The following is a 26235-nucleotide window of genomic DNA, read 5'->3' on the forward strand; positions in this document are numbered from 1 at the left end:
CTCTCGCGCTACGGCGCCACCAGCAGCACCTTGCCGATGTGACCGCTGGCCTCCACCAGCCGGTGCGCCTCGGCCGCCTCCGGCATCGGCAGCTCCCGGTCCACGATCGGCCGGACGTCCCCGGCGGCGAGCAGCGGCCACACATGCTCGCGGACGGCGGCGACGATGGCCGCCTTCTCACCCAGCGGACGGCCGCGCAGCGAGGTCGCGCTGATGGCGCCCCGCTTGCCGAGCAGCGCGCCGATGTTCAGCTCGCCCTTCACCCCGCCCTGCATACCGATGATCGCCAGGCGGCCGTTGACGGCGAGGGCCTGGACGTTGCGGTCCAGGTACTTGGCCCCCATGTTGTCGAGGATGACGTCGGCGCCCGCGCCGTCGGTGGCCTGCTTGATCTCGGCGACGAAGTCCTGCTCGCGGTAGTTGATGAGCACGTCCGCGCCCAGCTCGGCGCAGCGCTCCAGCTTCTCCTTCGTGCCGGCGGTCACCGCGACCCGGGCGCCGAGGGCCTTGGCCAGCTGGATCGCCATGGTGCCGATGCCGCTGGAACCGCCGTGCACCAGCAGCGTCTCGCCCGGGCGCAGATGGGCGACCATGAACACGTTGGACCAGACCGTGCAGACCACCTCGGGCAGCGCGGCCGCCTGCCGGAGGGACAGACCCTCGGGCACGGGCAGCAGCTGCCCGGCCGGTACGGCGACCTTCTCGGCGTAGCCGCCGCCCGCGAGCAGCGCGCACACCTCGTCGCCGACGGCCCAGCCCGAGACGCCGGGGCCGAGCGCGGCGATCCTGCCGGAGCACTCCAGGCCGGGGTAGGGGGAGGCGCCGGGCGGAGGGGAGTAGGAGCCCTGGCGCTGGAGGATGTCGGCACGGTTGACGGCGCTGGCCGCCACCTCGACCAGCACCTCGCCCTCGCCGGGCACCGGATCGGGGACGTCCGCCCACACCAGAGCCTCGGGACCACCGGGTTGGGGAATCGTGATCGCATGCATGCCGGTGACGCTACTCCCCACCGGCCCGGTCAGCCGTGTGGCAGGGGGCGGGTGTCCGGAGTGACCTGGTTGCCCGGAGTGGCCCGGACGATGGTGATGAGCCGGTCGGTCAGCTGGAGGGTGCCGACGGACGGGTCGTCGTACCCCAGCACCCGGTGCCCGCGTACGACGCTCACCACCAGGTCGTCCGTCTCGCGCGGCGTCTTGCCCACCTCGCCGCGCACCACCGGCCGTTCGACGAGGTCGAGGCCGCTGCCCTGCTGGATGAGGTCCTCCATCACCATGCCGGCGGCCGGGCTCAGCACGGACAGGCCGAGCAGCCGGCCGGCCGCGCCGGAGCTGGTGATGACGGCGTCGGCGCCGGACTGCCGCAGCAGCGGGGCGTTCTCCTCCTCGCGGACGGCGGCCACGATCTTGGCGCCGCGGTTGAGCTGGCGGGCGGTCAGGGTGACGAGGACCGCGGTGTCGTCGCGCTGCGGGGCGATGATGATCTGCCGCGCCTTGTGCACCTCGGCCCGCTTGAGCACCTCACTGCGGGTGGCGTCGCCCATCACCCCGGCGTACCCCTCGGCGGTCGCCGCGTCGATCGCCTTGGAGCTGGGGTCGACCACGACGACCTGCTCCTTCTTCAGCCCGGTCGCGCAGACGGTCTGGATGGCCGACCGCCCCTTCGTGCCGAAGCCGACGACAACGGTGTGATCGCGCAAGACGGACCTCCAGCGGTTCAGGCGCCATTCCTCACGGGTGCGCTCGGTGAGGACTTCCAGCGTGGTGCCGACCAGGATGATCAGGAACAGCACGCGCAGCGGCGTGATGAGGAAGATGTTGGTGAGCCGGGCCCCGTCGCTGACCGGGGTGATGTCGCCGTATCCCGTGGTGGAGAGGGTCACGGTCGCGTAGTAGAACGCGTCGAGCAGGCTCACGGAGCCGTCGGCGTTGTCGTGGTAGCCCTCGTGGTCGGCATAGACGATGAACGCGGTGGCCACCAGCACCGCCAGGGCCATGACCAGCCGCTTGACGACCTGGCGGATCGGGCGCTCCACCACTTTTCTCGGGAGTTTCACCCGATGGGTCACCAGATGCTCGTCCGCTTGGCGGGCGATGGCGTCATGGCCCGGAAGTTTCACGTGAAACACACCCCGATTCCGGCGGTCGCCCATGGCAGGTCCAGCAGCTCCGCCTCCTCGCCCTGCCGGGCCCCGCCCGGCGGCACGACGGCCAGCGCGTCGGCGGCGGCGATGCCGCGCAGCATCGCCGGACCGTTGTAGCGCAGCGGCACGGCGTGGTCCCCGCGCAGCACCACGGGGATGAGCCGGGTGTCGTACGGGTGCCCCTGCACCGCCTCCTTCAGGGGCAGGGTGTAAGGCTCGGGGGCGGGACGGGCGGCGAGGGTCCGCAGCAGCGGTTCGGCGAGCGTGAGCAGGCCGGAGACGGCCGCGAGGGGGTTGCCGGGCAGGCCGACGAGGTGCTGGTGCTCCTTGGTGCGGGCCAGCAGCATGGGGTGGCCCGGCCGCACCTTGACGCCGTCCACGAGGAGTTCGGCGCCGACGCGTTCCAGGACCGGGTGGACGTGGTCGACGGGTCCGGCGGCGGTACCGCCCGTGGTGATGACGAGGTCGGCCCGGGAGGCGGTGACCGCCTTGCGCAGCGCCCGGGCGTCGTCGCCGATCCGGCGCACGGCCACGACGTCGGCGCCGAGCGCGCGCAGCCAGGGCGGCAGCATGGGCCCGAGAGCGTCCCTGATCAGACCGTCGTGCGGCAGGCCCTCGGTCAGCAACTCGTCGCCCAGGACCAGGACTTCGGCACGGGGGCGGGGAACGACGGTGACCGTGTCGTAGCCGGCCGCCGCGGCGAGGCCGAGGACGGCGGGGGTGACGAGGGTGCCGACGGGCAGCAACTGGTCGCCGGTGCGGCACTCCTGGCCCCGGGGCCGGATGTCCTGGCCGTGGAACATCTCGCGGGTGGGGTGCAGCCGGCCCTGGGCATCGGTCCGGCCGTGCTCGGTGCGCAGGACGGCGGTGGTGTCGGCGGGAACGCGGGCGCCGGTGGCGATGCGGACCGCCACGCCGTCGGTGAGCGGCTCGGGCTGGGCGTACCCGGCGAGCACCCCTTCCTCCCGTACCTGCCAGGGCCCGGGCCCGGCGACCGCCCAGCCGTCCATCGCGGAGGTGTCGAAGGAGGGCAGGTCGGTGAGCGCGTCCAGGGGGGCGGCCAGCACCAGTCCGAGGGCGTCGCCGAGGGGCACGGAGACGGGCGCGCGCCGGTCCCCGGCGGGGCTGTCCGCCGTACCCTGCCGGCCGTGGGCGCGCGCGGCCCGGGCGGCGCGGGCGGCGATCTCGCGGGCGTGGGGCCAGGGGGTGGCCGTGTGGCGCTCGGCGGGCTGCCCTGCGGCCGGACCGCCGGACGAGCCGGCGGCGCCGTCGTCCTGGGGCTCGCGGTGGGGTTCCCGCACCAGCGCCAGGGCCTCCTCGACGTCGAGGTCGTCGGTGTCGGCGGCGGGTGCCCCGGCCGGGGTGCCGGGGGCGGTCATCCGGCGTCCGGGGCGCTCGGGCCCCCGCCGTTCGCGCTCTTCCCGGCCGCGTCGCTCTCCTCTTCCCAGCGCAGGGCCAGCGCGGCGGCCTTGCGGGCGGCCTCGGCGACGGCCTCGGGGCCGCCCGCGCCCCGGGCCGCCGCGTAGCCGACGAGGAAGGTGGTCAGCGGGGCGGCGGGGCGGGCCACGCCGTGGGCGGCGTCACGGGCAAGGTCGAGCAGGACGCCGGTGTCGACGTCCAGGTCGATGCCCAACTCGTCCTTGACTGCGGAGATCCATTCATCCAACACGTGCTCATGCTCCCTGATGCGTGCCCTGGCGTCGGCGATGTCGTCCCAGGTGTCGCAGTCGAACGACGCGAGCGGGTCCGGGACACGGGTGAGGCGGAGGGTTCCGGTCAGCCGGCGCAGGGGGAGCCCGGAGAGGGCGCCGTGGGCGGCGGCGAGGGCGGCCAGCTCGCGGCGCAGGGCGGCGGTGCGGTAGGCGGCCACGAGCGGCTGGTCGCGGCCGCCCGCGTCGGTGAGCAGCGCGCCGTCGGCGCCGGTGTCCCGGAGGGCGGTCAGGAGCCGGCGGAGCGTACCGGACCGGAGGAAGGGCAGGTCGGCGGAGAGGACGACGGTGTGCCCGGCGGTGGTGAGCCGCAGTCCGGCCGCCAGCGCGGCGAGCGGCCCGCCGCCGGGCGGGTCCTCGCGGGTCCAGCGCACCGGGCGGGCGGTGGGCCGGGGCGCGGCCACGACGACGGTGGTCCGGGCGTCCGCGCAGGCCGCGAGCACCCGGTCCAGCAGCGCCCGGCCGCCGACCCGGAGGCCGGGTTTGTCGGCCCCGCCGAGCCGCCGGGCGGCACCGCCGGCCAGTACGACGGCGTCGTACGGGGCGGGTGTCCCGGGGGCGGCGGGTGCGGCGTCGGTCACCCCACGAGTATGTCCCGTCGGGGCCTGCTTCCGGACCGGGTGTGGGCCAGGGATGCGCACCCTTCTACAAGGTGGGTCCTTCTACAGGGTGCGCAGCAGCACCGCCGGCTGTTCCACGCAGTCCGCCACGTAGCGCAGGAAGCCGCCCGCCGTGCCGCCGTCGCACACCCGGTGGTCGAAGGTGAGCGAGAGCTGCACGACGTGCCGGACGGCCAGCTCCCCCTCGTGCACCCACGGCTTGGGCACGATGCGGCCGACGCCGAGCATGGCCGCCTCGGGGTGGTTGACGATCGGGGTGGAGCCGTCGACGCCGAAGACCCCGTAGTTGTTCAGCGTGAAGGTGCCGCCGGTGAGTTCACCGGGGGTCAGTGTCCCGGTGCGGGCGGCCTCGGTGAGCCGGGCGAACTCGGCGGTCAGGGACTCGGCGTCGCGCGTGTGGGCGTCCCGGACGACCGGCACGACCAGCCCGCGGTCGGTCTGGGCGGCGAACCCGAGGTGGACGCGGTCGAGCCGGACGATCTCGCGGGCCTCGGTGTCGACGGTGGAGTTCAGCTCGGGGAACCGGGCCAGCGCGGCGGTGCAGATCCGGGCGAGCAGCGCGAGGAGGGAGATCTTCGGCCCGGGGGTGGCGTTCATGGCGGCCCGGGCGCGCATGAGTTCGGTCGCGTCGGCGTCGACCCAGCAGGTCGCGTCCGGGATTTCCCGGCGGCTGCGGGAGAGCTTGTCGGCGACGGCACCGCGGACGCCCTTGAGCGGGATCCGCGCCCCGCCCTCGGCGCGGGGCGCCGTCGCGGCGGCCGCTCCGGCTTGCTCGCCGGCCGTACCGGCGGGAGTCGGTACGGCCTGGTCGGCGGCCGTGTCCGCGGGCGCGGTCCGGGTGCGCAGGGCGTTCTCGACGTCCGCGCGCAGGATGAGGCCGTCCGGGCCGGAGCCGGTCAGCCGCCTGAGGTCGACGTCGTTGTCCCGGGCGAGCTTGCGCACGAGCGGGGAGATCACGGGAACCAGCCCCCCTGCGGGCGCGGGGCCGGCCGCCGGATGCGGCGTGGGTGCGGGGGCGGCCGTCGGCGTCGGCGCGGCCACGCGCGCGTGCGGGGCGGCATCGGCGGTGCCCGGCCGCCGGGCCTGTCCGTCGGCGGCGGCCGTGCCCGCCCGGACCCGGCGCCGGCGGGCCGCCGGTGCCTGGGTGCCGTAGCCCACCAGGACGTTGCCCGAGCCCTCCGTGCCGTCCTCCGGTTCGCCGACGGCGACCGTCAGGAGCGGGGCGCCGACGGGAAGTTCGGCGCCCTCCTCGCCGAAGCGGGCGGTGACCACGCCGCCGTAGGGGCAGGGCACCTCGACCATCGCCTTGGCCGTCTCCACCTCGACCACCGGCTGATCGACGGCGACCACGTCGCCGACCTGGACCAGCCAGCGGACGATCTCCGCCTCGGTGAGTCCTTCGCCGAGGTCGGGCAGCTTGAACTCCAGCACCTGAGCCATCAGCCCTCGGCCTCCCACTGCAGCCGGGCCACGGCGTCCAGGATGCGGTCGACGCCGGGCAGGTGGTGCCGCTCCAGCATGGGCGGCGGGTAGGGGATGTCGAAACCGGCCACGCGCAGCACCGGCGCCTCCAGGTGGTGGAAGCAGCGCTCGGTGATCCGGGCCGCGATCTCGCCGCCCGGGCCGCCGAACCCGGTGGACTCGTGGACGACGACCGCGCGGCCGGTGCGCCGGACGGCCGCGCAGACCGTCTCGTCGTCGAAGGGCACCAGGGAGCGCAGGTCGATCACCTCCAGGTCCCAGCCCTCGGCCCGGGCGGCCTCGGCGGCCTCCAGGCAGACCGGCACGGAGGGGCCGTAGGTGATCAGTGTGGCGCTGCTGCCGGGGCGGCGCACCACCGCGCGCCCGATGGGGGCCACGTCCGTGGGCCGCTCGGGGTCCCAGGTGTCCTTCGACCAGTACAGCCGCTTGGGTTCGAGGAAGACCACCGGGTCGTCGGAGGCGATGGCCTGGCGCAGCAGTCCGTAGGCGTCGGCGACGGTGGCCGGGGTGACGACGTGCAGGCCCGGGGTGGCCATGTAGTAGGCCTCGGACGAGTCGCTGTGGTGCTCGACTCCGCCGATGCCGCCGCCGTAGGGGACGCGGACGGTGATCGGCAGGGGCATCCGGCCGCGCGTGCGGTTGCGCATCCGGGCGACATGGCTGACCAGTTGCTCGAACGCCGGGTAGGCGAAGGCGTCGAACTGCATCTCCACGACCGGGCGCAGCCCGTACATCGCCATGCCGACGGCGGTGCCCAGGATGCCGGCCTCGGCGAGCGGGGTGTCGGTACAGCGGTCCTCGCCGAACTCCTTGGCGAGCCCGTCGGTGACGCGGAAGACCCCGCCGAGGGTGCCGACGTCCTCGCCCAGGACGTGCACGGTGGGATCGGCGGCCATGGCGTCGCGCATCGCGCGCGTGAGCGCCTGGGCCAGGGTGGCGGGCTTGACGGCGACGGTGGTCATCGGGCGCCGCCTTCCCGCGCGCCGGGCTCCTCGCCGGCGCCGGACTGCTCCCGCTCGGCTTCCAGCTCGGCCCGCAACAGGGCCCGCTGTTCGCGCAGCTGGGCGGTCGTGTCGGCGTAGACGTGGTCGAAGAGGTCCATGGGGTCGAGTTCGGGATCCCGGTTCATGTGTTCGCGCAAGGAGGCGGCCATGGTCTCGGCGTCCTGCCGGGCGGCCTCGATACCGGCCTCGTCCAGCAGCCCGCGTGCGGTCAGTTCGCGTTCCAGCAGCTCGACCGGGTCGTGCGCGCGCCAGGCCGCGACCTCGGCGTCCTGCCGGTAGCGGGTGGCGTCGTCGGCGTTGGTGTGGGCGTCCAGGCGGTACGTCACCGCTTCCACCAGGGTCGGGCCGCCGCCCGCGCGCGCGTGCCGTACGGCCTCGGCGAGGACTTCGTGCACGGCGGCGGCATCGTTGCCGTCGACCAGCCGGCCCGGCATGCCGTACCCGACGGCCTTGTGGGCCAGGGAGGGCGCGGCGGTCTGCTTGGCGAGCGGGACGGAGATGGCGAAGCCGTTGTTCTGGACCAGGAAGACGACCGGGGCCTGCCATACGGCGGCGAAGTTCAGGGCCTCGTGGAAGTCGCCCTCGCTGGTGCCGCCGTCGCCGACCATGGCCAGCGCCACCACGTCGTCGCCCTTGAGGCGGGCGGCGTGGGCGAGGCCGACGGCGTGCGGCAACTGGGTGGCCAGCGGGGTGCTGAGGGGAGCCACCCGGTGGGCGTAGGGGTCGTAGCCGTTGTGCCAGTCGCCGCGCAGCAGGGTGAGCGCCTGGGCCGGGTCCACGCCCCGGGCGACGACGGCGAGCGTGTCGCGGTAGCTGGGGAAGAGCCAGTCGCGTTCCTCGAGGGCCAGGGCGGCGCCGATCTGGCAGGCCTCCTGGCCGGTGCTGGACGGGTAGACGGCGAGCCGGCCCTGCTTGGTCAGCGCGGTGGCCTGCGCGTTGTAGCGGCGCCCGCGCACCAGCTGGGCGTAGAGCCTCAGCAGCAGGCCGGGGTCGGTCTTGGCGGCCGACTCGGTGCCGAGGACGCGGTAGGGCTCGGCGTCGGGCAGCAGCGGCGCGGGGTCCGTACGGGGCTGCCAGGCGGGCGGCGGCGAGGGCCGGTACGCGCCCCGCTGCTCCAGAACCGTCATGACGGCACCTCCTCGTGGGAGCGGCTAGGAGACGGGGCGGCTGTGACCCGTCTCACCTACCGATTGTTCGGTTGACGGCGCATTTTGGCTACAGGCAGCCCGGGGCTGTGGACAAACGGTTCTCCACAGCCTGGAATGAACGCAGGACGTCCACGGCGAGGAAGCGGGGGAACATGGCGCCTGAACAAATGGCCTACGGACCGCAGGGCGGTGGCGCGCTGCCGCCCCCGCGCCCGCTGGACGCCATCGACCAGGACATCCTGAGGATCCTCCAGGGGGACGGCCGGGCCTCGATACGGTCCGTCGCCGAGCGCGTCCACGTCTCGCGCGCCAACGCCTACGCGCGGATCAACCGGCTCGTCGAGGACGGGGTGATCCGGGGTTTCAGCGCCCGCGTGGATCACGAACGGGCAGGCCACAGCACGTCCGCGTACATCACATTGAAAATCGTCCAGAACAGCTGGCGCACGGTCCGCGAGCAGCTCCGGCAGCTGCCCGGCGCCTCCCACATCGCCCTGGTGGGCGGCGACTTCGACGTGCTGCTGCTGGTGCACACGCCCGACAACCGGGCGCTGCGCGAGCTGGTGCTGACACGGCTCCAGGCGATCCCCGAGGTGCTCAGCACCCGCACGCTGCTGGTGTTCGAGGAGGAGGACCTGGAGCCGGACGGCTGAGGTCAGCCCCGGCGCAGCCCCGAGAAGACCAGCCGGACGACGGCGTCGGCCATCTCCGGGCCGGTCGCGCCGCGCGCCTCCGGCCGGTACCACTCCACGATGGAGTTGATCATTCCGAAGACCAGCCGGGTGGCCAGCCGCACCTCCACGTCGCCGCGTATGTCCCCGTCGGCCGCCGCCGCCTTCATCAGCTCGGCCACCCGGTGGTCGAAGTCGCGGCGCCGCTCCAGCGCCCACCGCTCGGTCTCGGTGTTGCCGCGCACGCGCAGCAGCAGCGTCACGTAGGGCAGTTCGGCGGTGAGCACCTCGACCATGCGGCGCACGACGTGCTCCAGCCGGTCGGCGGCGCGCCCCACGCGCGCGTGCTCCTCGTCCAGGATGGCGAACAGGCCGTCCAGGGCGCGGCTGACGGCTCGGCGCAGCAGCTCCTCCTTGCCGCTGACGTGGTGGTAGATCGACGACTTGGAGATGCCGGCCGCCTTGGACAGGTGCTCCATGGAGGTGCCGTCGTAACCGCGCTCGTTGAAGACCCGCACGGCGACGGAGAGCAGCGTCTCGGGGGTGTAGGTGTCGCGTCTGGCCGTGGTCATGAGGTGCTCTCCCGCCGGTCGTTGGCATAGGCGTGACGGTAGAGCGCGAGGGAGGGCGCGTAGCGTCCGGAAGGGTCGCGCTCGTGCATCTCGTCCAGGATGTCGAAGGCGAAGTCGCGGCCGAGCCTGCGGCCCCACTCGAAGGGCCCGAGCGGGTAGTTGACGCCCAGGCGCATCGCGGTGTCGATGTCCTCCTCGGTGGCCACGCCCTTGGCGACGGCGTCATGGGCGAGGTCGATGATCCGGGCGACGGTGCGCGCGACGATCATGCCGGGGACGTCGCCGATGACGCTGACGTCCTTGCCGAGCGCCTGGAAGAGCCCGGTGGCCTCGGCGAGGGTCCGCGGCGAGGTGTCCTGGGAGGCGGACAGGGCGATGCGGGTGGCCGTGCGGTAGTCCAGGGCGAGGTCGAAGTAGACGACGTCCCCGAACTCGGCGGAGGTCTGGCCGTCGGCCAGGACCAGGTCGCCGCCGCCGGGCAGCACCAGACGGGTGCCCTGGTTCTCGTCCTCCTCGCGGACCTCGATGCCCGCCTCGCGGATCAGCGTGAGCAGCTCGGCCGCCGGACCCAGGCCGCCCTCGGCGACGACGTGGGCGGGCGGCCGCTCCTTGTCGGCGGTGTGCGGCTCGGGCCGCTCGGCGCCCTCGGCGTAGTCGTACCAGCCGCGCCCGCTCTTGCGGCCGAGCCGGCCGGACTCCACCAGCCGGCGCTGGGCCAGGGAAGGAGTGAAGCGCACGTCCTGGAAGAAGGACTGCCACACCGAGTGGGTGACGGACTCGTTGACGTCCTGGCCGATCAGGTCGGTCAGTTCGAAGGCACCCATCCTGAAACCGCCCGACTCGCGCAGGACCGCGTCGATGGTCGCGGGGTCGGCGGCCTGGGCCTCGTAGACGGCGAACGCCTCGGCGTAGAAGGGCCGGGCGATGCGGTTGACGATGAAACCGGGGGTGTCGGCGCAGGCCACCGGCGTCTTGCCCCAGGCGCGGGCGGTCTCGTACGCGCGCGTGGCCGACGTGACGTCGGTGGCGAACCCGGAGACCACCTCCACCAGCGGCAGCAGCGGCGCCGGGTTGAAGAAGTGCAGGCCGACGAAGCGGCCCGGGTGGCGCAGGGCACCGCCGATGGCCGTCACCGACAGCGATGAGGTGTTGGTGGCCAGCAGGCAATCCTCGGCGACGATCTCCTCCAGCTCGCCGAAGAGCCGCTGCTTGACGTCCAGCCGTTCCAGGACGGCCTCCACCACCAGGGCGCAGTCGGCCAGCTCCGCGAGGCCGTCCGCGGGCGTGAGGCGGGCGCGGGCCGCGTCCCGGTCGCCGGCGGGGAGCCGGCCCTTCTCCACGAGCCGGTCGAGCCGGGCGCCGATCGCTTCCGTCGCGTCCCGCGCCCGCCCGGGTACGGCGTCGTAGAGCCGCACGGGATGGCCGGCGACCAGCGCGACCTGGGCGATGCCCTGGCCCATGGTGCCGGTGCCGACGACGGCCACGGGGCTGCTGAGGTCGAGTGCTGTCATGTGCGCGATCCTCCCGCACGACGTTTTCCACAGATGCGGCGGACCCCCTTGTCCCGACCGATCGTTCGGTTACTCTAGCTCTGACGGGCAGCCCCTGCCCAGGTCACGGACTCGACGAAGAGGCTCTCCAGACGAGGAGTTGGTCCCGCATGGCCGCCGAACCGACCGCCCACGAGCTGCTCCGGAAGCACCGGCCCACGCTCGACCAGGCGCTGGAAGCGATCCGCACACGCGCGTACTGGTCCCCGCACCCCGAGCACCCGAAGGCGTACGGCGAGAACGGCAGCCTGGACGCGGCGGCGGGCAAGGCCGCCTTCGACGCCCTGCTGGGCAACCGCCTCGACCTCGCCGACCAGCCGGGCGTCGACGACTGGGTGGGCGGTGAGGTCTCCCCGTACGGCATCGAGCTGGGCGTGAGCTACCCGCATCCGGACATCGACGTGCTGCTGCCCGCGATGCGGGCCGGGCAGCGCGCCTGGCGGGACGCGGGCCCCGAGCTGCGGGCCGTGGTCTGCCTGGAGATCCTGAAGCGGATCAGCGACCGCACGCACCAGTTCGCGCACGCGGTCATGCACACCTCCGGCCAGGCGTTCATGATGGCCTTCCAGGCGGGCGGCCCGCACGCCCAGGACCGCGGCCTGGAGGCGGTGGCATACGCGTACGCGGAGCAGGTCCGCACCCCGGAGCAGGCGGAGTGGACCAAGCCGCAGGGCAAGCGCGACCCGCTGGTCCTCACCAAGCGGTTCACCGCGGTCCCGCGCGGCATCGGCCTGGTCATCGGCTGCAACACCTTCCCGACCTGGAACGGCTTCCCCGGCCTGTTCGCCTCCCTGGCCACCGGCAACGCGGTCCTGGTCAAGCCGCACCCGCGCGCGGTGCTGCCGCTCGCGCTGACCGTCCGGATCGCCCGGGACGTACTCGCCGAGGCGGGCTTCGACCCGAACCTGGTCGCCCTGGCCGCCGAGCGTCCCGGCGAGGGCATCGCCAAGACCCTCGCGCTGCGCCCCGAAATCAGGATCATCGACTACACGGGGTCCACGGCGTTCGGCGACTGGCTGGAGACCAACGCCCACCAGGCGCAGGTCTACACGGAGAAGGCCGGCGTCAACACGGTGATCGTGCACTCCACGGACGACTACCAGGGCATGCTGTCCAACCTGGCGTTCTCGCTGTCCCTGTACAGCGGCCAGATGTGCACCACCCCGCAGAACCTGCTCATCCCCCGCGACGGCATCGCCACCGACCAGGGGCACAAGTCCTTCGACGAGGTCACCGCCGACCTCGCGCGCGCGGTCGACGGCCTGCTCGGCGACGACGCCCGCGCGAACGCGCTGCTGGGCGCGATCGTCAACCCGGACGTCAAGGCCCGCCTGGAGGCCGCGGCCGGTCTCGGCGAGGTCGCGCTCGCCTCCCGCGAGGTCACCAACCCGGAGTTCCCGGACGCGGTGGTCCGCACCCCCGTCATCGTCAAGCTGGACGGCGCCAAGCCGGACGACGAGGCCGCGTACATGAGCGAGTGCTTCGGCCCGGTCTCCTTCGTGGTCGCCGTCGACTCGGCGGCCGACGCCGTGGAGCTGCTGCGCCGCACCGTCAGGGAGAAGGGCGCGATGACGGTCGGCGCGTACACCACGGACGCCGCGACCGAGCAGGCCGTCGAGGAGGTCTGCCTGGAGGAGGCGGCCCAGCTCTCCCTGAACCTGACCGGCGGGGTCTACGTGAACCAGACGGCCGCCTTCTCCGACTTCCACGGCTCCGGCGGCAACCCGGCGGCCAACGCGGCCCTGACCGACAGCGCCTTCGTGGCCAGTCGCTTCCGGATGGTGGAGGTGCGGCGGGAGGCCTGAGCCCGGCCTAAGCCGGTGGCGCGCCCCCGGTCGCGCTCCAGTGGTACAGCGTCATCGCCACGCTGGTGGCGAGGTTGTAGCTGGAGACCTGGGGGCGCATCGGCAGCCGCAGCAGGTGGTCGGCGCGGGCGCGCAGCGGAGCCGACAGGCCGGTGCGCTCCGAGCCGAAGGCCAGAACGGCGTCGTCCGGCAGCCGGGTGGCCCGGATGTCCTCGCCCTCCGGGTCGAGCGCGAACAGCGGCCCGGCGGGCAGGTCGTCGACGTCCAGCCGCTCGACGGCGGTCGCGAAGTGCAGACCCGCGCCGCCGCGCACCACGGTGGGGTGCCAGGGGTCGAGCGTGCCCGTGGTGACCACCCCGGTCGCCCCGAATCCGGCGGCGAGCCGGATCACGGCGCCCGCGTTGCCCAGGTTGCGCGGGTTGTCCAGGACCACGACGGGGGCGGTGCGGGGCGTACGGGCGAGCGCGCGCAGATTCGCCGCGCGGGACGGCCGTACGGCCAGGGCGGCCACACCGGTCGGGTGCGGGCGCGGGACGAGGGCGGCGTACTCCGCCCCGGACACCTCCGTCAGCAGGGCGTCCAGGGTGTCGCGGACGTCCCCGGCCAGTTCCTCGGCGAGGGCGAGCGCGGCCCGCCGGTCGGTGGTGACCGCGACCGGCACCTCGGCGCCGAAGCGCAGCGCGTGCTTCAGGGCGTGGAAACCGTCGAGCAGGACGGCGCCCTGAGCGTGCGCGCGCCAGCGGCTCAGCGGGTCGGTCATGCGGTGAACCCTACGTGGTCGGCCTGGCTCTCCTCCGTGGGGCGCGGTGCCGGTACCTGGTGGCCGGCACCCCGGGCGAGCCGCCCCCGCGCGCGTGCCGCCAGGTCGCCGAGCCGGCGCAGGAAGGACGTCGGCAGGAACACCGCGTCGGCGGCGATCATCGCCAGCGAGAAGAACGGCAGGCCGAGGACGACCGCGATCACCGCGTGCTCGGCCATCATCACCACCAGCAGGACGTTCTTGACCCGCCGGTTGAACAGGGTGAACGGGAAGGCGACCTGCACCATGACCGTTCCGTAGGCCGCGATCATCATGATCGTGCCGCTGGAGGACATCAGGTCCGCGAGCCCCGGCCAGGGCGAGAAGTAGTCCAGGTGGAGCGGGTAGTAGACGGCGGTGCCGTCCTGCCAGCGCGAGCCCTGGACCTTGTACCAGCCGGCCGTGGCGTAGATCAGGCAGGCCTCGGCCATGATGACGGCCAGGGCGCCGTTGTGCAGGACGTTGGCGACGACGTCCAGCAGGATCCGGGGCTCCCTCAAGGCCGCCCGGCGCTCGACGGCCCACCACAGGCCGAGTCCCGCCCAGGCCGTCCACAGCAGCGCCGGGATCAGCCAGCCGTTGTCGAACCGCCCGGTCAGCGTCGCCGTGCCGAGCGCCAGGCCGAGCACCGCCCACAGCACCGGTCCCACCACGTCGGCGGGCACTCGCTCGCCACGCGCGCGTGCCGCCGCCGCGCGTGCCGCGCGGCGGGTGTCGAGGGACCACACCTGGCCGCAGCGTGTGAACACCAGGTAGATCGACATCAGATGCAGGACGTTGTCGCCGCCGTCGCCGACGAAGACGCTGCGGTTCTGCAGCGACAGCACGCCCACCATGAACAGCAGGGAGGAGGTCCGGGTGCGCCAGCCGAGCACCAGGGCCGCGGAAGCGAGGACGGCCAGCGCGTAGCAGATCTCGAACCAGAGCCGCCCGTCGGACCACAGCAGCGCCGTGAAGGCGTGGTTGTCGGCGGTCAGCTGCTTGGCGAGGTTCCAGCCCCACGGTCCGGAGGGACCGTACAGCTCCTGGCGGTGGGGGAACTCGCGCAGCAGGAACAGCAGCCAGGTCCCGGCGAACCCGATCCGGATGACGGCGCTCTGGTACGGCCCGAGGGCCGCGCCGGTGACCTGGGCGACACCCCGCGACAGCGTCAGGGAGAGACGGTTCACCGCACGCCTCCCGCGGCCTCGTCGGACGTCACGGACCACCAGGGCAGCAGGCGGTAGACGGGTTTGTCGGGCACGCGTTCACGGCTCCAGGGCGGCGGCTGCACATTGGTGGTGCGGGAACGGACCTGCACGCGCTGGATCACGCCTTCCCGGCTCATCGGATCGCTCCGGTACAGGCGCATCACCACGATCCGGCGCAGGTACTGCTCGGACAGCGCGCCGCGCATACCGACGGCGCGGTTGTCGGCGCCGTGCGTGGCGGCGAAGAAGTCCCAGGCCCGGCGCAGCTCGTTCTGCTGGGTGTGGCTCGGCGCCGGATTGCCGTCGATGGCGGCGCCGTCCTGGGCGGACAGGTCGGTCCACGCGGTGGTGAGCAGCCCCCCGTCGCGCATCCGCACCTCGGCGCGGACCTGTACGGCGATGTTCTGCTGGAGCGGGTTCGGGGCGAACAGCTTCCAGTTCTGCTCGAACTCGGGGTAGACCCACTCCTCTATCGCCTTGCCGTGCTGCTTCGTCACGGTGTTGGAGGGCGCGAGGCTGAGAAACACCATCACCAGATGCACACAGGCGGCAACGGCGATCACTGCGAGCGCCAACGCGGCGACGACCTGGTACGGGAGGGAGAGGGCGGCCACGCCGGTACGGGGCCGGGGCGCGCTCTGCCCTGCACCCGGCCCGGCCTCGGGCGCGGCGACCGCGGTACGGGGATCAATACCGGTGACACCGGCGCGGGACTCGGGCCAGGACACGGGGGTACGGGGCTCGGGCGTGGCGGCCGGTGGCGGGGCCGGGTGTGGTGGCTGTTCCGGGAGACGCGTCCCGGCCGGCCCGTCGGGAGCCTGCGGTTCCCGCGAGTCCTCGTCGTACGCGTCCATTGTGTCCCGTCCCCCGTTTCGGCTCATTCTCGTTCGGCCCGGTCGTTCCGCTCGGTGTCGTCCGCCCGGCGTCGGCCGGGCGGGGGCAGCCGTCGGCGCCGGGTTCGTCACAGGCGCCGCATGCCGCACGAGCGCCACCTCTCGGCGCCCGCACGGAACGGTACTCAGCCGGGGGCACCGGGCGCAGCCCCGGGTACGAACCGAGACGTGGCCCACGCCACGGAACACCACGCGGGAACGCGGCGGTCACGGCTCCGGCGCTACGGCCGAGGCGGCGACCGAGTACTCCCGGCCACCGTCACCGCTCCTGCCCACCCGGCCTTCGCCCCGCCGTCCCCCCGCCGAGTCGCGCCCCGCGCCAGTCCCTCCCGACGCCCTCTCCCTCCTCCCGCCCATCCCCTCCCGGACCAGCCCGCCTCCCGCCTCCCCGCACGTTGTCCACAGGTCGCCGCGGGAGTTTTCCACAGCGGTTGACACCCCGTGGCGGCCCGGCACACCATGGATTGCGCACGGACCGAACGATCGGTCGGGCCGGGCCGGAAGGACAGTGTTCACCGCAGAGCCGAGGTCAGGGGGACCGCATGGCCACAGCAGCCGCGCAGCGCACGGCCCGTACAGGAGCGGACGGCGCGCCGGACACCGCCGACACGACGGCCTACCAGCGCGCCTTCGACGCGGCTGTGGCCGCCGACGAGCGCATCGAACCGCGCGACTGGATGCCGGATGCCTACCGCGCGACCCTGGTCCGGCAGATCGCCCAGCACGCGCACTCCGAGATCATCGGCATGCAGCCGGAGGCCAACTGGATCACCCGCGCGCCCTCCCTGCGCCGCAAGGCGATCCTGATGGCCAAGGTCCAGGACGAGGCCGGCCACGGTCTGTACCTGTACAGCGCGGCCGAGACGCTCGGCACCAGCCGTGACGAGTTGCTGGACAAACTGCACGCCGGCCGCCAGAAGTACTCCTCGATCTTCAACTACCCGACCCTGACCTGGGCCGACGTAGGAGCGATCGGCTGGCTGGTGGACGGCGCCGCGATCACCAACCAGGTCCCTCTGTGCCGCTGCTCGTACGGCCCGTACGCCCGCGCGATGGTCCGGATCTGCAAGGAGGAGTCCTTCCACCAGCGCCAGGGCTACGAACTGCTGCTGGCCCTCAGCAAGGGCACACCGGAGCAGCACGCCATGGCCCAGGACGCGGTGGACCGCTGGTGGTGGCCGTCGCTGATGATGTTCGGCCCGCCCGACGACGAGTCCCAGCACTCCGCGCAGTCGATGGAGTGGAAGATCAAGCGCCATTCCAACGACGAGCTGCGCCAGCGTTTCGTGGACATCTGCGTCCCCCAGGCCGAGTCCCTGGGCCTCACCCTCCCCGACCCGGAACTGCGGTGGAACGAGGAGCGGGGGCACTACGACTTCGGCCCGATCGACTGGACGGAGTTCTGGGAGGTCCTCAAGGGCAACGGCCCCTGCAACGAACAGCGCCTCACCCAGCGCAGGCGCGCCCATGACGAGGGCGCGTGGGTACGGGAAGCCGCCGCGGCCTACGCGGCCAAGCACACCGGCGACACCGGTGGGACGGGAGCGACGCGAGCATGAGCACCACCGACTGGCCCCTGTGGGAGGTCTTCGTCCGCTCCCGGCGCGGCCTGTCCCACACCCACGCCGGCAGCCTGCACGCGCCCGACGCCGAGCTCGCCCTGCGCAACGCCCGCGATCTGTACACCCGGCGCGGCGAGGGCGTCTCCATCTGGGTCGTCCCGGCCGCCGCCATCACCGCCTCCTCGCCGGACGAGAAGGACCCCTTCTTCGAGCCGGCCGCCGACAAGCCCTACCGGCACCCGACCTTCTACGAGATCCCGGAAGGGGTGAAGCACCTGTGACCGCCACCGGCCCCGCCACCGTCCCGGTGACCGCCGCGCTCGCCCTCGGCGACGACGCCCTGGTGCTCTCCCACCGCCTCGGGGAATGGGCAGGACACGCCCCCGTCCTGGAGGAGGAGGTCGCCCTCGCCAACATCGCCCTGGATCTGCTCGGTCAGGCCCGGGTGCTGCTGTCGCTGGCCGGTGACGAGGACGAACTGGCCTATCTGCGCGAGGAACGGGCCTTTCGCAACCTCCAGCTGGTGGAGCAGCCGAACGGCGACTTCGCGCACACCATCGCCCGCCAGCTGTACTTCTCCACGTACCAGCACCTCCTCTACGCCGACCTGGCCGCGGGCGACGGCCCGTTCGCGCCACTGGCCGCGAAGGCGGTGAAGGAGGTCGCCTACCACCGTGACCACGCCGAGCAGTGGACGCTCCGGCTGGGCGACGGCACGGAGACCAGCCATGAGCGGATGGCCCGGGCGTGCGCCGCGCTGTGGCGGTACACCGGGGAGATGTTCCAGCCGGTGGAGGGCCTGGCCGCCGACTGGGCGCGGCTGGAGGAGCGATGGCTGGAGTCCGTCACCGACGTGCTGACCCGTGCCACCCTCGCCCTCCCCGAGGGGCCGCGCACCGGTGCCTGGTCGGCGGGGGCCGGCCGGCAGGGCCTGCACACCGAGCCGTTCGGCCGGATGCTCGCCGAGATGCAGCACCTGCACCGCAGCCACCCGGGGGCGACATGGTGACCGGCACCGCCCTGGAGGCGGAACTGCTGGAGCTGGCCGGGACGGTTCCCGACCCCGAGTTGCCCGTGCTCACGCTGCGGGAGCTGGGCGTGCTCCGCGCGGTGCGCGTCCACGGCACGGACGCGGTGGAGGTCGATCTCACCCCCACCTACACCGGCTGCCCCGCCATCGAGGCGATGAGCGTCGACATAGAGCGGGTGCTGCGTGCCCACGGCATGCGCGAGGTCACCGTCCGCACGGTGCTCAGCCCCGCCTGGTCGACCGACGACATCACTCCCGAAGGGCGCGAGAAACTCCGCGAGTTCGGCATCGCTCCGCCCCGGACCCGGCGGGCCGCCGGCCCGGTCCCGCTGCCCCTGGGCCCGACCCGCACACGGCCCACGGCCCCGAACGCCACCACGGCCACGGACGCGGGCACGAGCGCGGCCCCGTACCCGGAGCCCCGCACCGAACCGGTCCGCTGCCCGCACTGCGGTTCGGCCGACACCGAGCTGCTGAGCCGGTTCTCCTCGACCGCGTGCAAGGCGCTGCGCCGGTGCCTGGGCTGCCGCGAACCGTTCGACCACTTCAAGGAGTTGTGATGGCGCGCTTCCACCCGCTCCCGGTGGCCGCGGTCGACCGGCTCACGGACGACTCCGTCGCCCTGACCCTCTCCGTCCCGCCGGAACTGCGCGAACAGTACCGGCACGCGCCCGGCCAGCACCTCACGCTGCGCCGCCGGGTGGACGGCACGGAGATCCGCCGCACCTACTCGATCTGCTCCCCCGCCCCCGGCCCGGCCGGCGAGGGGCCGGCCACCCTGCGGGTGGGGGTGCGGCTGGTGGAGGGAGGGGCCTTCTCCACGTACGCGCTGAAGGAGATCAACGTCGGGGACGAGCTGGACGTGATGACCCCGGCGGGCCGCTTCACGCTGGAACCGGCTCCGGGGTGGTACGCGGCGGTGGTCGGCGGCAGCGGCATCACCCCGGTGCTGTCCATCGTCGCCACGCTGCTGGCCCGCGAACCGCGGGCCCGGTTCTGTCTGATACGCAGCGACCGGACGGCCGCCTCGACGATGTTCCTCGAGGAGGTCGCCGACCTGAAGGACCGCTATCCCGAGCGGCTTCAGCTGGTGACCGTGCTCTCCCGGGAGGAACAGCAGGCGGGCCTGCCCTCGGGCCGGCTCGACCGGGAACGGCTCACGGGGCTGCTGCCCGCGCTGGTGCCGGTGGCCGAGGTGGCGGGCTGGTTCCTGTGCGGCCCGTACGGGCTGGTGGAGGGCGCCGAGCGGGCCCTGCGCGACCTGGGGGTGGCACGGGACCGGATCCACCAGGAGATCTTCCACGTGGACGCGGGCTCGGCCCCCGCGGCGACAGCGGCGGCTCCCACGCACAGCACCGTCACCGCGCGGCTGGACGGGCGCGGCGGCACCTGGCCGGTGCGGGAGGGCGAGTCGCTGCTGGAGACGGTGCTGCGCAACCGGCCCGACGCGCCCTACGCCTGCAAGGGCGGGGTCTGCGGGACATGCCGGGCCTTCCTGGTCGCGGGCGAGGTGCGCATGGACCGCAACTTCGCGCTGGAGACGGAGGAGACGGAGGCCGGATATGTGCTGGCCTGCCAGTCACATCCGCTGACGGAAAGGGTGGAGCTGGACTTCGACCGCTGACCCGCCGGAGCCACCGGCGAGCGCGACGCCCTTGCCCCGCTCTCGCGGCCGCCGTCCCGCCTGCTGCCGTACCGCCCGTTCCGCCGTCCCGACCGCTCGCGTACCGCCCGTTCCCTTCTCCTAGAACCTGTTCTATCTTGACGGACCGTCAGATGACGGTACCCGCCGGGAGGACAGGCCGTGGACTTCACCTTCACCGAGGAGCAGCAGGCGGCGGCCGAGGCGGCGCGGGGGGTGTTCGCCGGGGTGGCGCCGGACGCGGTGCCCAGTCCGGCACTCACCACCGGTGCCGTGGCCGAGGGCCTGGACCGGGCGCTGTGGTCCCGGCTCGCCGAGGCGGATCTGCTGGGTCTGCTGTCGGCCGAGGCGTACGGCGGAGCGGGGCTGGACGCCATCGCGCTGTGCCTGGTGCTGCGCGAGGCGGGCAGGGTGCTGGCGCGGGTGCCGCTGCTGGAGCACAGCGCCGCCATGGCGGCCGTGCAGCGCCACGGCGGTCCGGAACAGGCGGAACGGCTGCTGGCCCGGGCGGGGCGGGGCGAGCTCGTGCTGACCGTCGCGGCGAACGGGCGCACCGGCCACGATCCGGCCGAGCCGGCCGTCGTCGCGCGGCGGGACGGGCGGGCGTGGCTGCTGGACGGGGTGCAGACGGCGGTGCCGTGGGCGTTCGACGCGGACCTGACCGTCGTGCCGGCGCACCTCGGGAGTGCGGGTGGCGAGCGGACCGTGCTGGCGCTGGTGCCGCGTGGGGCGGACGGGCTGGAGGCGGCCGAGCAGGTCTCCACCAGCGGTGAGCGGCTGGCCGAGCTGCGGCTGCGGTCGGTCCGGGTCGGACCGGAGGAGGTGATCGAGGCCGAGGGCGCCTGGGAGTGGCTGCACGCGCTGCTGGTGACCGGGACGTGCGCGCTGGCGCTCGGGCTGGGCGAGCGGGTGCTGCGGATGACCGGCGAGTACACCGGCAGGCGGGAGCAGTTCGGGTACCCGATCGCGACGTTCCAGGCGGTGGCCGTGCAGGCCGCGGACCGGTACATCGACCTGCGCGCCATGGAGGTCACCCTCTGGCAGGCCGCCTGGCGGATCGCCTCCGGGGCGCCGGGGGCGCTGCCCGCCGCCGGGGATGTCGCCGTGGCCAGGATCTGGGCGGCGGAGGGGGTGCGGCGGGTGGTGCAGACGGCACAGCACCTGCACGGCGGCTTCGGCGCGGACACCGACTACCCGCTGCACCGCTACCACGCCTGGGCCAAGCACCTGGAACTGGCGCTCGGCCCCGCGGCGGCGTACGAGGAGCGGCTCGGGGACCTGCTGGCCACCCATCCGCTCGGCTGACGGAAGGCTCCCGCCGAAGGACGGCCGGCCCCTGATGGACGGCTAGACGACGAAGCCCGGCGTGCCGTCGTCGGTGACGACCGGGCGGCCGGCCCGCTGCCAGTCCTGCATGCCGCCGTCGACGTTCACCGCGTCGAGGCCCTGCTGGACCAGGTACATGGTGACCTGGGCCGAGCGGCCTCCCGAGCGGCAGATGACGTGGACGCGGCCGTCCTGCGGGGCGGCCTCGGTCAGCTCACCGTAGCGGGCCACGAAATCGCTGAGAGGGATGTGCAGCGCCCCCTGGGCGTGGCCCGCCTGCCACTCGTCGTCCTCGCGGACATCCAGCAGAAAGGCACCGTCCTTGACGTCCGTCACCTGGACCGTGGGCACACCAGCTCCGAAATTCATGGCTCCGACGCTACCCGAAGCCCGGCTCAGCCCTGTCCCAGCAGCCCGGCCAGTTCCGCCTCCCGCTGGGCGATGTCGGCGTGCAGCCGGCCGGCGATCTCGTCGAGCAGTCCGTCGGGGTCGTCCGGGGCGAGCCGGAGCAGCCCGGCGATCGCGCCCTCCTCCAGCTCGCGGGCGACGAGGGTGATCAGTTCCTTGCGCTGGGCGAGCCATTCGAGGCGGGCGTACAGCTCCTCGGCGGGGCTCGGCCGGCGTTCGGGCGGCACCGGACCGGCGGCCCATTCGGCGGCCAGCTCCGTGAGCAGAGTCTCGTCGCCCCGGGCGTAGGCGGCGTTGACCCGGCTGAGGAACTCCTCGCGCCGCTTGCGCTCCGCTTCCTCCTGGGCCAGGTCGGGGTGGGCCTTGCGGGCGAGGTCGCGGTAGAGCTTGCGGGCCCGCTCGCTGGGGCGCACCCGCTGCGGGGGCCGTACCGGCTGGCCGGTGAGCATGGCGGTGGCCTCCGGGAACAGGCCGTCGCCGTCCATCCAGCCGTGCAGCAGCTCCTCCACGTCCGGGAGCGGCAGCACCCGGGCACGGGCCTCGGCGGCGCGGCGGACGTCCTCGGGGTCGCCGGTGCGGGCGGCCCGCGCCTCGGCGATCCGCGCGTCGAGTTCCTCGATCCGGGCGTACAGCGGGCCGAGCCGCTGGTCGTGCAGGCGGGAGAAGTTCTCCACCTCGACGCGGAACGTCTCCACGGCGATCTCGTACTCGATCAGCGCCTGCTCGGCGGCCCGGACGGCCTGTTCCAGCCGCTCCTCGGGGCGCGGCGCCTGGGACTGGCCGGCTTCGGGGGAGGTCACGCGTTCAGCGTAGCGCTCCGCCGGGCCCGGCCCAGGCGTGGCGCCGGGCTCTCGGCGGCCGGCCCGGACGGACGCGGGTGGGTGGAAGGGCCGCACTCGCCCGGGTGCTCGTCCGTGCGTGCGGAACGAGGACGAGGACGAGGCTCATACCCCCGTCTCCGCCTCGATGCGGCCCGCCCGGACGGCTGTCAGGAGGTCGGCGTGGTCGGATTCGGTGCGGTCGGCGTAGGCGACGGCGAACGCGGCGATGGCCTCGTCCAGTTCCTCGTTCTTGCCGCAGTAACCGGCGATCAGCCACGGGTCGGCGCTGTGGGAGTGGGCGCGGGCCAGCAGGGCGCCGGTCATCCGGCCGTAGTCGTCGAGCTGGTCGGCGGGGAGGGCGGCCGGGTCGACGCTGCCCTTGCGGTTGCGGAACTGCCGCACCTGGTAGGGGCGCCCCTCGACGGTGGTCCAGCCCAGCAGGATGTCGCTGACCACCTGCATCCGCTGCTGGCCGAGGACCACCCGGCGGCCCTCGTGCGCCACCGGCCGCACCGGGAAACCGGCCGTGGCCAGGTGCGGGACGAGCGCGGAGGGGCGCGCCTCCTTCACCTGGAGGACCAGCGGCTCCCCGCGGTGGTCGAGCAGCAGGACGACGTAGGAGCGGGTGCCGACGCTGCCGGTGCCGACCACCCGGAAGGCCACGTCGTGCACGGCGTGCCGGGCCAGCAGCGGACGGCGGTCCTCGCCGATCGTGCCCACGTACTCCTCCAGGGCCAGGGCGACCGCCGCCGCCTCGGCGTCCGGGATGTCACGCAGCACCGGCGGGGCGGGCACGAACCGGCGTCCGCCGCCCGCGACGGGCTCCGTCGACTTCGCCGCGAACCGGCCGCTGGTGTTGGACCGGGCCTTCTCCGAGACCCGTCGGAGGGTGCCGAGCAGGTCATGGGCGTCGGTGTGGGAGACCAGTTCCTCGTCCGCGATGGCGTTCCAGGCGTCGAGCGCGGGCAGCTTGGCGAGCAGCCGCATGGTGCGGCGGTAGGCGCCGGCCGCGTCGCGGGCCGCCGCGCGGCAGGTGTCCTCGTCGGCGCCCGTCTCCCGCCCCGCCAGCACCAGGGAGGCCGCGAGCCGCTTCAGGTCCCACTCCCAGGGGCCGTGCGCGGTCTCGTCGAAGTCGTTGAGGTCGATGACGAGGTCGCCGCGGGCGTCGCCGTACAGGCCGAAGTTGGCCGCGTGCGCGTCGCCGCATATCTGGGTGGCGATCCCGGTCGTGGGGGTGCGGGCGAGGTCGTGCGCCATGAGCCCGGCCGAGCCGCGCAGGAAGGCGAACGGTCCGGCCGCCATCCGGCCCACCCGCAGCGGGACCAGCTCGGGGATGCGGCCGGCGCTGGACTCCCGGACCGCGGTCACTGCGTCGGGGCGGCCGGCGTCCGCGTCGAGCGTGCGGTGGGCGGAACGCGGCACACTCCGCCGAAGAGCCTTGCCCTCCTTTTTCGGCGAACCGGGCCCGGCCGCCGTACCCGCCGTATCCGGGGAACCCGGCCCCTCCGCCTCGCCCTGCGGCGGCCACGGCGCGAATCCCCGTACCCGGGGCAGCCGGCGCGCCCCCCGGTCCGCCGTGCCCGCCACCCGCTCACCGCTTCCGGCCACCGCGACCGCCTCCCCCGCACACCTTCGAACGTACGTCGGTACGAACATCGACTCGGGGAGACGGTACAGCCAGTGGCCCCGGGGACGGCTCCCGGCGACCGGGCTTCGGCGCCGTCGACCGGGCCCTGAGCGGCCCTGATCGACTCAGCGGTACCGGTGGGACAATGGGCGGCGGCCGCTTGCGTCAGGAAGGTACAGGCCCATGACCACCCGACCCGGCCTGCGGGAGCGGAAGAAGGCCAAGACCCGCCGCCTTCTCCGGCAGGAAGCCCTCCGCCTCTTCGTGGCGCAGGGGTACGACCACACCACCGTCGAACAGATCTGTGACGCGGCCGACGTCTCGCCGAGCACGTTCTTCCGTTACTTCCCGACCAAGGAGGACGTGGTCCTCATGGACGACCCCGGCCCGTCCCCCGGGGAGCCGGGAGCGGCCTGCGCGGCCGGCCCCGGTTCCCCGGGGGAGCCGCCGGCGGACGACGCGGTGCGGGCGACGCTCCACGACCTGCTCGCCCGGCGCGTCGGCCCGGACCCGGACACCACGCTGGCGCGGCTCAGGCTGGCCGCGCGGGTGCGGCCGCTGCGCGCACGCCTGTGGCAGCACCAGGAAGCACAGGTGGCGCACACGGCGGCGCTGCTCGCCCGGCGCGCGGGCAGGGACGCGGACGCCTACGAGGTCCGGCTGGGCGCGGCCGTCCTCGTCGCGGTGACCACCGAGACGCTCATGTACTGGGCGGAGCGCGACGGCGAACCGGACCTCACGACCCTCTTCGCCTGGGCGCTGGACCACCTCGGCGGACTCCGCCTGTGACCGTCCCGCACCGGCGCCCGGCCATGTCGTGGCCGTACCGGGCGGGCTCGGGGCGGGCCGCGTACGGCAGCGGCCCGAACACCGCGAGACCGGCATGGCGGCGGAGGTCATGAAGTCCGCCGCCGCCACACCGGCGCCGGCCGCGCACCCTGTGGGCGGCGGCAGGGAAGGTCCCGTCAGACGGTGGCGTTCGGGCCGGCCGTCTTGCGGCGGCGTACGACGAACATGGCGCCCGCGCCGACCGCGACCGCGGCGCCGCCCGCCAGGGCGATCATCGGGAGCGCGGAGCTGGAGCCCGTCTCGGCGAGGTGGCCCTGCGGTTCGATCTTGGTGTTGCCGGCGGGCTGGTGCTGGGGCAGCGGCTTCTTGCCGCCCTGCGGCTTGGCGTCCCCGGGCTCACCCGGGGCGGTGCCGGCCTTGAGGATGTCGAACTCGTAGTAGCTGTCGTCACCGGCCAGGACGCAGTTGCCCTCGTCGTCGGCGTACATGCCGATGCTCAGGGCGTAGCCCAGGCCGGCCGGGGCGGAGCTGTCCACGGCCAGACGCAGGTCGATGGAGAAGGACTCGTGGGCCTTGACGTCGGTGTAGCCGAGGTAGCCGGCGCCCTCGTCGTTCTCGTCCAGGGAGATGTCGATCCACTGGCCCGACGACGGGTCCTTGTACTGCAGGGTCAGGTGGCTGGTGTCGATGAAGTACTCCTCCTCGTCCACCTGGGCGGCGAAGACCCCGAGGTCGACGCGCTGGTACGCACGGTCACCGCTGTTCTTCACGTTCAGCCGGAAGCCGTGGAAGCCGCTTCCCGCCACGATCTTCGAGGGCAGGCCGGACAGGGCGGTCCGCAGGTTGTCGTCGATCTTGGCCTCGTCGCCGGAGCACTCCACGGGGCCGTCCGACGGGGACGCGGACGCCGAGGGGGACGCGGACACGGAAGCGGAGGCGGAAGCAGAAGCCGAGGCGGAAGCGCTGGGCGAGGCCTTCGCGGTGGGCGCGGTGTCCCCGCCGGCCGCGGGCGAGGACGCCCCCGCGGACGGAGTCTTGTCGTCCCCGGCGGCGGGGGACGCATCGGCCGAGGGGGACTCGTCGGCGGCGGGGGACTCGTCGGCCGCGGGTGAGGATGCCTCCTGGCCCGGCGTCGTCTCGGTGACGGTGGTCGCCGGGGTGTCCCCGTCCGCCGCGTGGGCGATCGGGGCCGCGAGCAGAACGGCCGGCGTGATGGCGGCCGTGGCGGCGGCGAGGGCCAGGGAACGGCGAAGCTTCATACGAACCTCAGAACGGGAGTGACCAGTGCGTGCGCACTCATGACCCGGAGAAGCCGTAAAGGGTTGCGCCACCCTTACCCCATCTTTATGTGAAGGCCATCACAGAGGCCGCGGCCCTGAGACCTTCGTCACGCGCCACGGACGAGCACCACGCCCGGGAAACAGAAATGAGCGGCATCGTGATTACG

At 73.8% G+C, this 26235-nt stretch carries 25 protein-coding genes; 9 read left to right on the top strand and 16 right to left on the bottom strand.

What is annotated here, in order from left to right:
* Positions 1–8 precede the first annotated feature (8 nt).
* From IE251_RS10895 to pdhA, 7 genes are all read right to left on the bottom strand, one after another.
* Positions 9–989 carry an NAD(P)H-quinone oxidoreductase gene (locus tag IE251_RS10895; protein WP_189752700.1) on the bottom strand — a complete coding sequence of 327 codons (981 nt, stop codon included), beginning with the start codon at positions 987–989 and terminating at the stop codon, positions 9–11.
* Positions 990–1018: 29 nt separating this feature from the next.
* Positions 1019–2116 carry a potassium channel family protein gene (locus tag IE251_RS10900; RefSeq protein ID WP_189752701.1) on the bottom strand — a complete coding sequence of 366 codons (1098 nt, stop codon included), beginning with the start codon at positions 2114–2116 and terminating at the stop codon, positions 1019–1021.
* Positions 2113–3519: a molybdopterin molybdotransferase MoeA gene (locus IE251_RS10905; protein ID WP_189752702.1), complete on the bottom strand. Its 1407-nt coding sequence runs from the start codon at positions 3517–3519 to the stop codon at positions 2113–2115. The genes IE251_RS10900 and IE251_RS10905 overlap by 4 nt, the downstream gene beginning before the upstream one ends.
* Complete coding sequence (locus tag IE251_RS10910; protein ID WP_189752703.1) at positions 3516–4430, bottom strand: NTP transferase domain-containing protein; 915 nt, start codon at positions 4428–4430, stop codon at positions 3516–3518. The genes IE251_RS10905 and IE251_RS10910 overlap by 4 nt, the downstream gene beginning before the upstream one ends.
* A gap of 81 nt (positions 4431–4511) precedes the next feature.
* Complete coding sequence (locus tag IE251_RS10915; protein WP_189752704.1) at positions 4512–5909, bottom strand: dihydrolipoamide acetyltransferase family protein; 1398 nt, start codon at positions 5907–5909, stop codon at positions 4512–4514.
* On the bottom strand, positions 5909–6913 hold the full coding sequence (locus tag IE251_RS10920) for an alpha-ketoacid dehydrogenase subunit beta (RefSeq protein ID WP_189752705.1): 1005 nt from the start codon (positions 6911–6913) through the stop codon (positions 5909–5911). The genes IE251_RS10915 and IE251_RS10920 overlap by 1 nt, the downstream gene beginning before the upstream one ends.
* The gene (gene pdhA, locus IE251_RS10925) at positions 6910–8082 is read right to left on the bottom strand and encodes a pyruvate dehydrogenase (acetyl-transferring) E1 component subunit alpha (protein WP_189752706.1); all 1173 of its coding nucleotides are present in this window, start codon (positions 8080–8082) and stop codon (positions 6910–6912) included. The genes IE251_RS10920 and pdhA overlap by 4 nt, the downstream gene beginning before the upstream one ends.
* 173 nt (positions 8083–8255) lie before the next feature.
* Here pdhA and IE251_RS10930 point away from each other — a divergent pair, with 173 nt between their 5' ends.
* Positions 8256–8756 carry an Lrp/AsnC family transcriptional regulator gene (locus tag IE251_RS10930; protein WP_189752707.1) on the top strand — a complete coding sequence of 167 codons (501 nt, stop codon included), beginning with the start codon at positions 8256–8258 and terminating at the stop codon, positions 8754–8756.
* 2 nt (positions 8757–8758) lie between these two features.
* On the opposite strand, the gene IE251_RS10935 is transcribed toward IE251_RS10930, so the two are convergent.
* Positions 8759–9346, bottom strand: coding sequence for a TetR/AcrR family transcriptional regulator (locus tag IE251_RS10935; protein WP_189752708.1), 588 nt, complete (start codon positions 9344–9346; stop codon positions 8759–8761).
* Positions 9343–10857 carry a 3-hydroxyacyl-CoA dehydrogenase gene (locus IE251_RS10940; RefSeq protein ID WP_189752709.1) on the bottom strand — a complete coding sequence of 505 codons (1515 nt, stop codon included), beginning with the start codon at positions 10855–10857 and terminating at the stop codon, positions 9343–9345. The genes IE251_RS10935 and IE251_RS10940 overlap by 4 nt, the downstream gene beginning before the upstream one ends.
* 149 nt (positions 10858–11006) lie before the next feature.
* Between IE251_RS10940 and paaN the strand changes: the two genes are divergently transcribed.
* Entirely contained in the window at positions 11007–12701 is a 1695-nt protein-coding gene (paaN, locus tag IE251_RS10945; protein ID WP_189752710.1) for a phenylacetic acid degradation protein PaaN, read from the top strand.
* Positions 12702–12708: 7 nt separating this feature from the next.
* Here the strand turns inward: paaN and IE251_RS10950 are convergent, their stop codons facing one another.
* The 3 genes from IE251_RS10950 to IE251_RS10960 are packed head-to-tail and all read right to left on the bottom strand — an operon-like array spanning position 12709 to position 15544.
* Positions 12709–13461: a TrmH family RNA methyltransferase gene (locus tag IE251_RS10950; protein ID WP_189752711.1), complete on the bottom strand. Its 753-nt coding sequence runs from the start codon at positions 13459–13461 to the stop codon at positions 12709–12711.
* Positions 13458–14669: an HTTM domain-containing protein gene (locus tag IE251_RS10955; RefSeq protein ID WP_189752712.1), complete on the bottom strand. Its 1212-nt coding sequence runs from the start codon at positions 14667–14669 to the stop codon at positions 13458–13460. Before IE251_RS10955 ends, IE251_RS10950 begins: the two co-directional genes overlap by 4 nt.
* A complete protein-coding gene (locus IE251_RS10960) occupies positions 14666–15544 on the bottom strand; it encodes a DUF5819 family protein (protein ID WP_189752713.1) in 879 nt (292 codons plus the stop codon). Before IE251_RS10960 ends, IE251_RS10955 begins: the two co-directional genes overlap by 4 nt.
* 581 nt (positions 15545–16125) lie before the next feature.
* Here IE251_RS10960 and paaA point away from each other — a divergent pair.
* From paaA to IE251_RS10990, 6 genes are all read left to right on the top strand, one after another.
* Positions 16126–17142, top strand: a complete 1017-nt coding sequence (paaA, locus tag IE251_RS10965) for a 1,2-phenylacetyl-CoA epoxidase subunit PaaA (RefSeq protein WP_030780813.1) — start codon at positions 16126–16128, stop codon at positions 17140–17142.
* On the top strand, positions 17139–17426 hold the full coding sequence (gene paaB / locus IE251_RS10970) for a 1,2-phenylacetyl-CoA epoxidase subunit PaaB (protein WP_014673816.1): 288 nt from the start codon (positions 17139–17141) through the stop codon (positions 17424–17426). The genes paaA and paaB overlap by 4 nt, the downstream gene beginning before the upstream one ends.
* Complete coding sequence (paaC, locus tag IE251_RS10975; RefSeq protein WP_189752714.1) at positions 17423–18154, top strand: 1,2-phenylacetyl-CoA epoxidase subunit PaaC; 732 nt, start codon at positions 17423–17425, stop codon at positions 18152–18154. The genes paaB and paaC overlap by 4 nt, the downstream gene beginning before the upstream one ends.
* The gene (gene paaD / locus IE251_RS10980) at positions 18148–18735 is read left to right on the top strand and encodes a 1,2-phenylacetyl-CoA epoxidase subunit PaaD (RefSeq protein WP_189752715.1); all 588 of its coding nucleotides are present in this window, start codon (positions 18148–18150) and stop codon (positions 18733–18735) included. The genes paaC and paaD overlap by 7 nt, the downstream gene beginning before the upstream one ends.
* Complete coding sequence (locus IE251_RS10985) at positions 18735–19799, top strand: 2Fe-2S iron-sulfur cluster-binding protein (RefSeq protein WP_189752716.1); 1065 nt, start codon at positions 18735–18737, stop codon at positions 19797–19799. The genes paaD and IE251_RS10985 overlap by 1 nt, the downstream gene beginning before the upstream one ends.
* 180 nt (positions 19800–19979) lie before the next feature.
* Positions 19980–21122 carry an acyl-CoA dehydrogenase family protein gene (locus tag IE251_RS10990; protein WP_189752717.1) on the top strand — a complete coding sequence of 381 codons (1143 nt, stop codon included), beginning with the start codon at positions 19980–19982 and terminating at the stop codon, positions 21120–21122.
* Between the two features lie 42 nt (positions 21123–21164).
* Here IE251_RS10990 and IE251_RS10995 read toward each other — a convergent pair whose 3' ends face one another.
* The 3 genes from IE251_RS10995 to IE251_RS11005 all read right to left on the bottom strand — a co-directional run bounded on the left by IE251_RS10995 (position 21165) and on the right by IE251_RS11005 (position 24028).
* Positions 21165–21494: a rhodanese-like domain-containing protein gene (locus IE251_RS10995; protein ID WP_189752937.1), complete on the bottom strand. Its 330-nt coding sequence runs from the start codon at positions 21492–21494 to the stop codon at positions 21165–21167.
* Positions 21495–21538: 44 nt separating this feature from the next.
* On the bottom strand, positions 21539–22351 hold the full coding sequence (locus tag IE251_RS11000) for a hypothetical protein (RefSeq protein WP_189752718.1): 813 nt from the start codon (positions 22349–22351) through the stop codon (positions 21539–21541).
* Positions 22352–22495: 144 nt separating this feature from the next.
* Positions 22496–24028, bottom strand: coding sequence for a DUF2252 domain-containing protein (locus IE251_RS11005; protein WP_189752719.1), 1533 nt, complete (start codon positions 24026–24028; stop codon positions 22496–22498).
* Positions 24029–24182: 154 nt separating this feature from the next.
* Between IE251_RS11005 and IE251_RS11010 the strand changes: the two genes are divergently transcribed.
* Positions 24183–24788: a TetR family transcriptional regulator gene (locus tag IE251_RS11010; protein WP_189752720.1), complete on the top strand. Its 606-nt coding sequence runs from the start codon at positions 24183–24185 to the stop codon at positions 24786–24788.
* Between the two features lie 176 nt (positions 24789–24964).
* Here IE251_RS11010 and IE251_RS40915 read toward each other — a convergent pair whose 3' ends face one another.
* Complete coding sequence (locus tag IE251_RS40915) at positions 24965–26047, bottom strand: LAETG motif-containing sortase-dependent surface protein (RefSeq protein WP_229896695.1); 1083 nt, start codon at positions 26045–26047, stop codon at positions 24965–24967.
* Positions 26048–26235: the final 188 nt, after the last annotated feature.

It is taken from the genome of Streptomyces eurythermus (genome assembly GCF_014649115.1).
Lineage (GTDB): Bacteria > Actinomycetota > Actinomycetes > Streptomycetales > Streptomycetaceae > Streptomyces > Streptomyces eurythermus.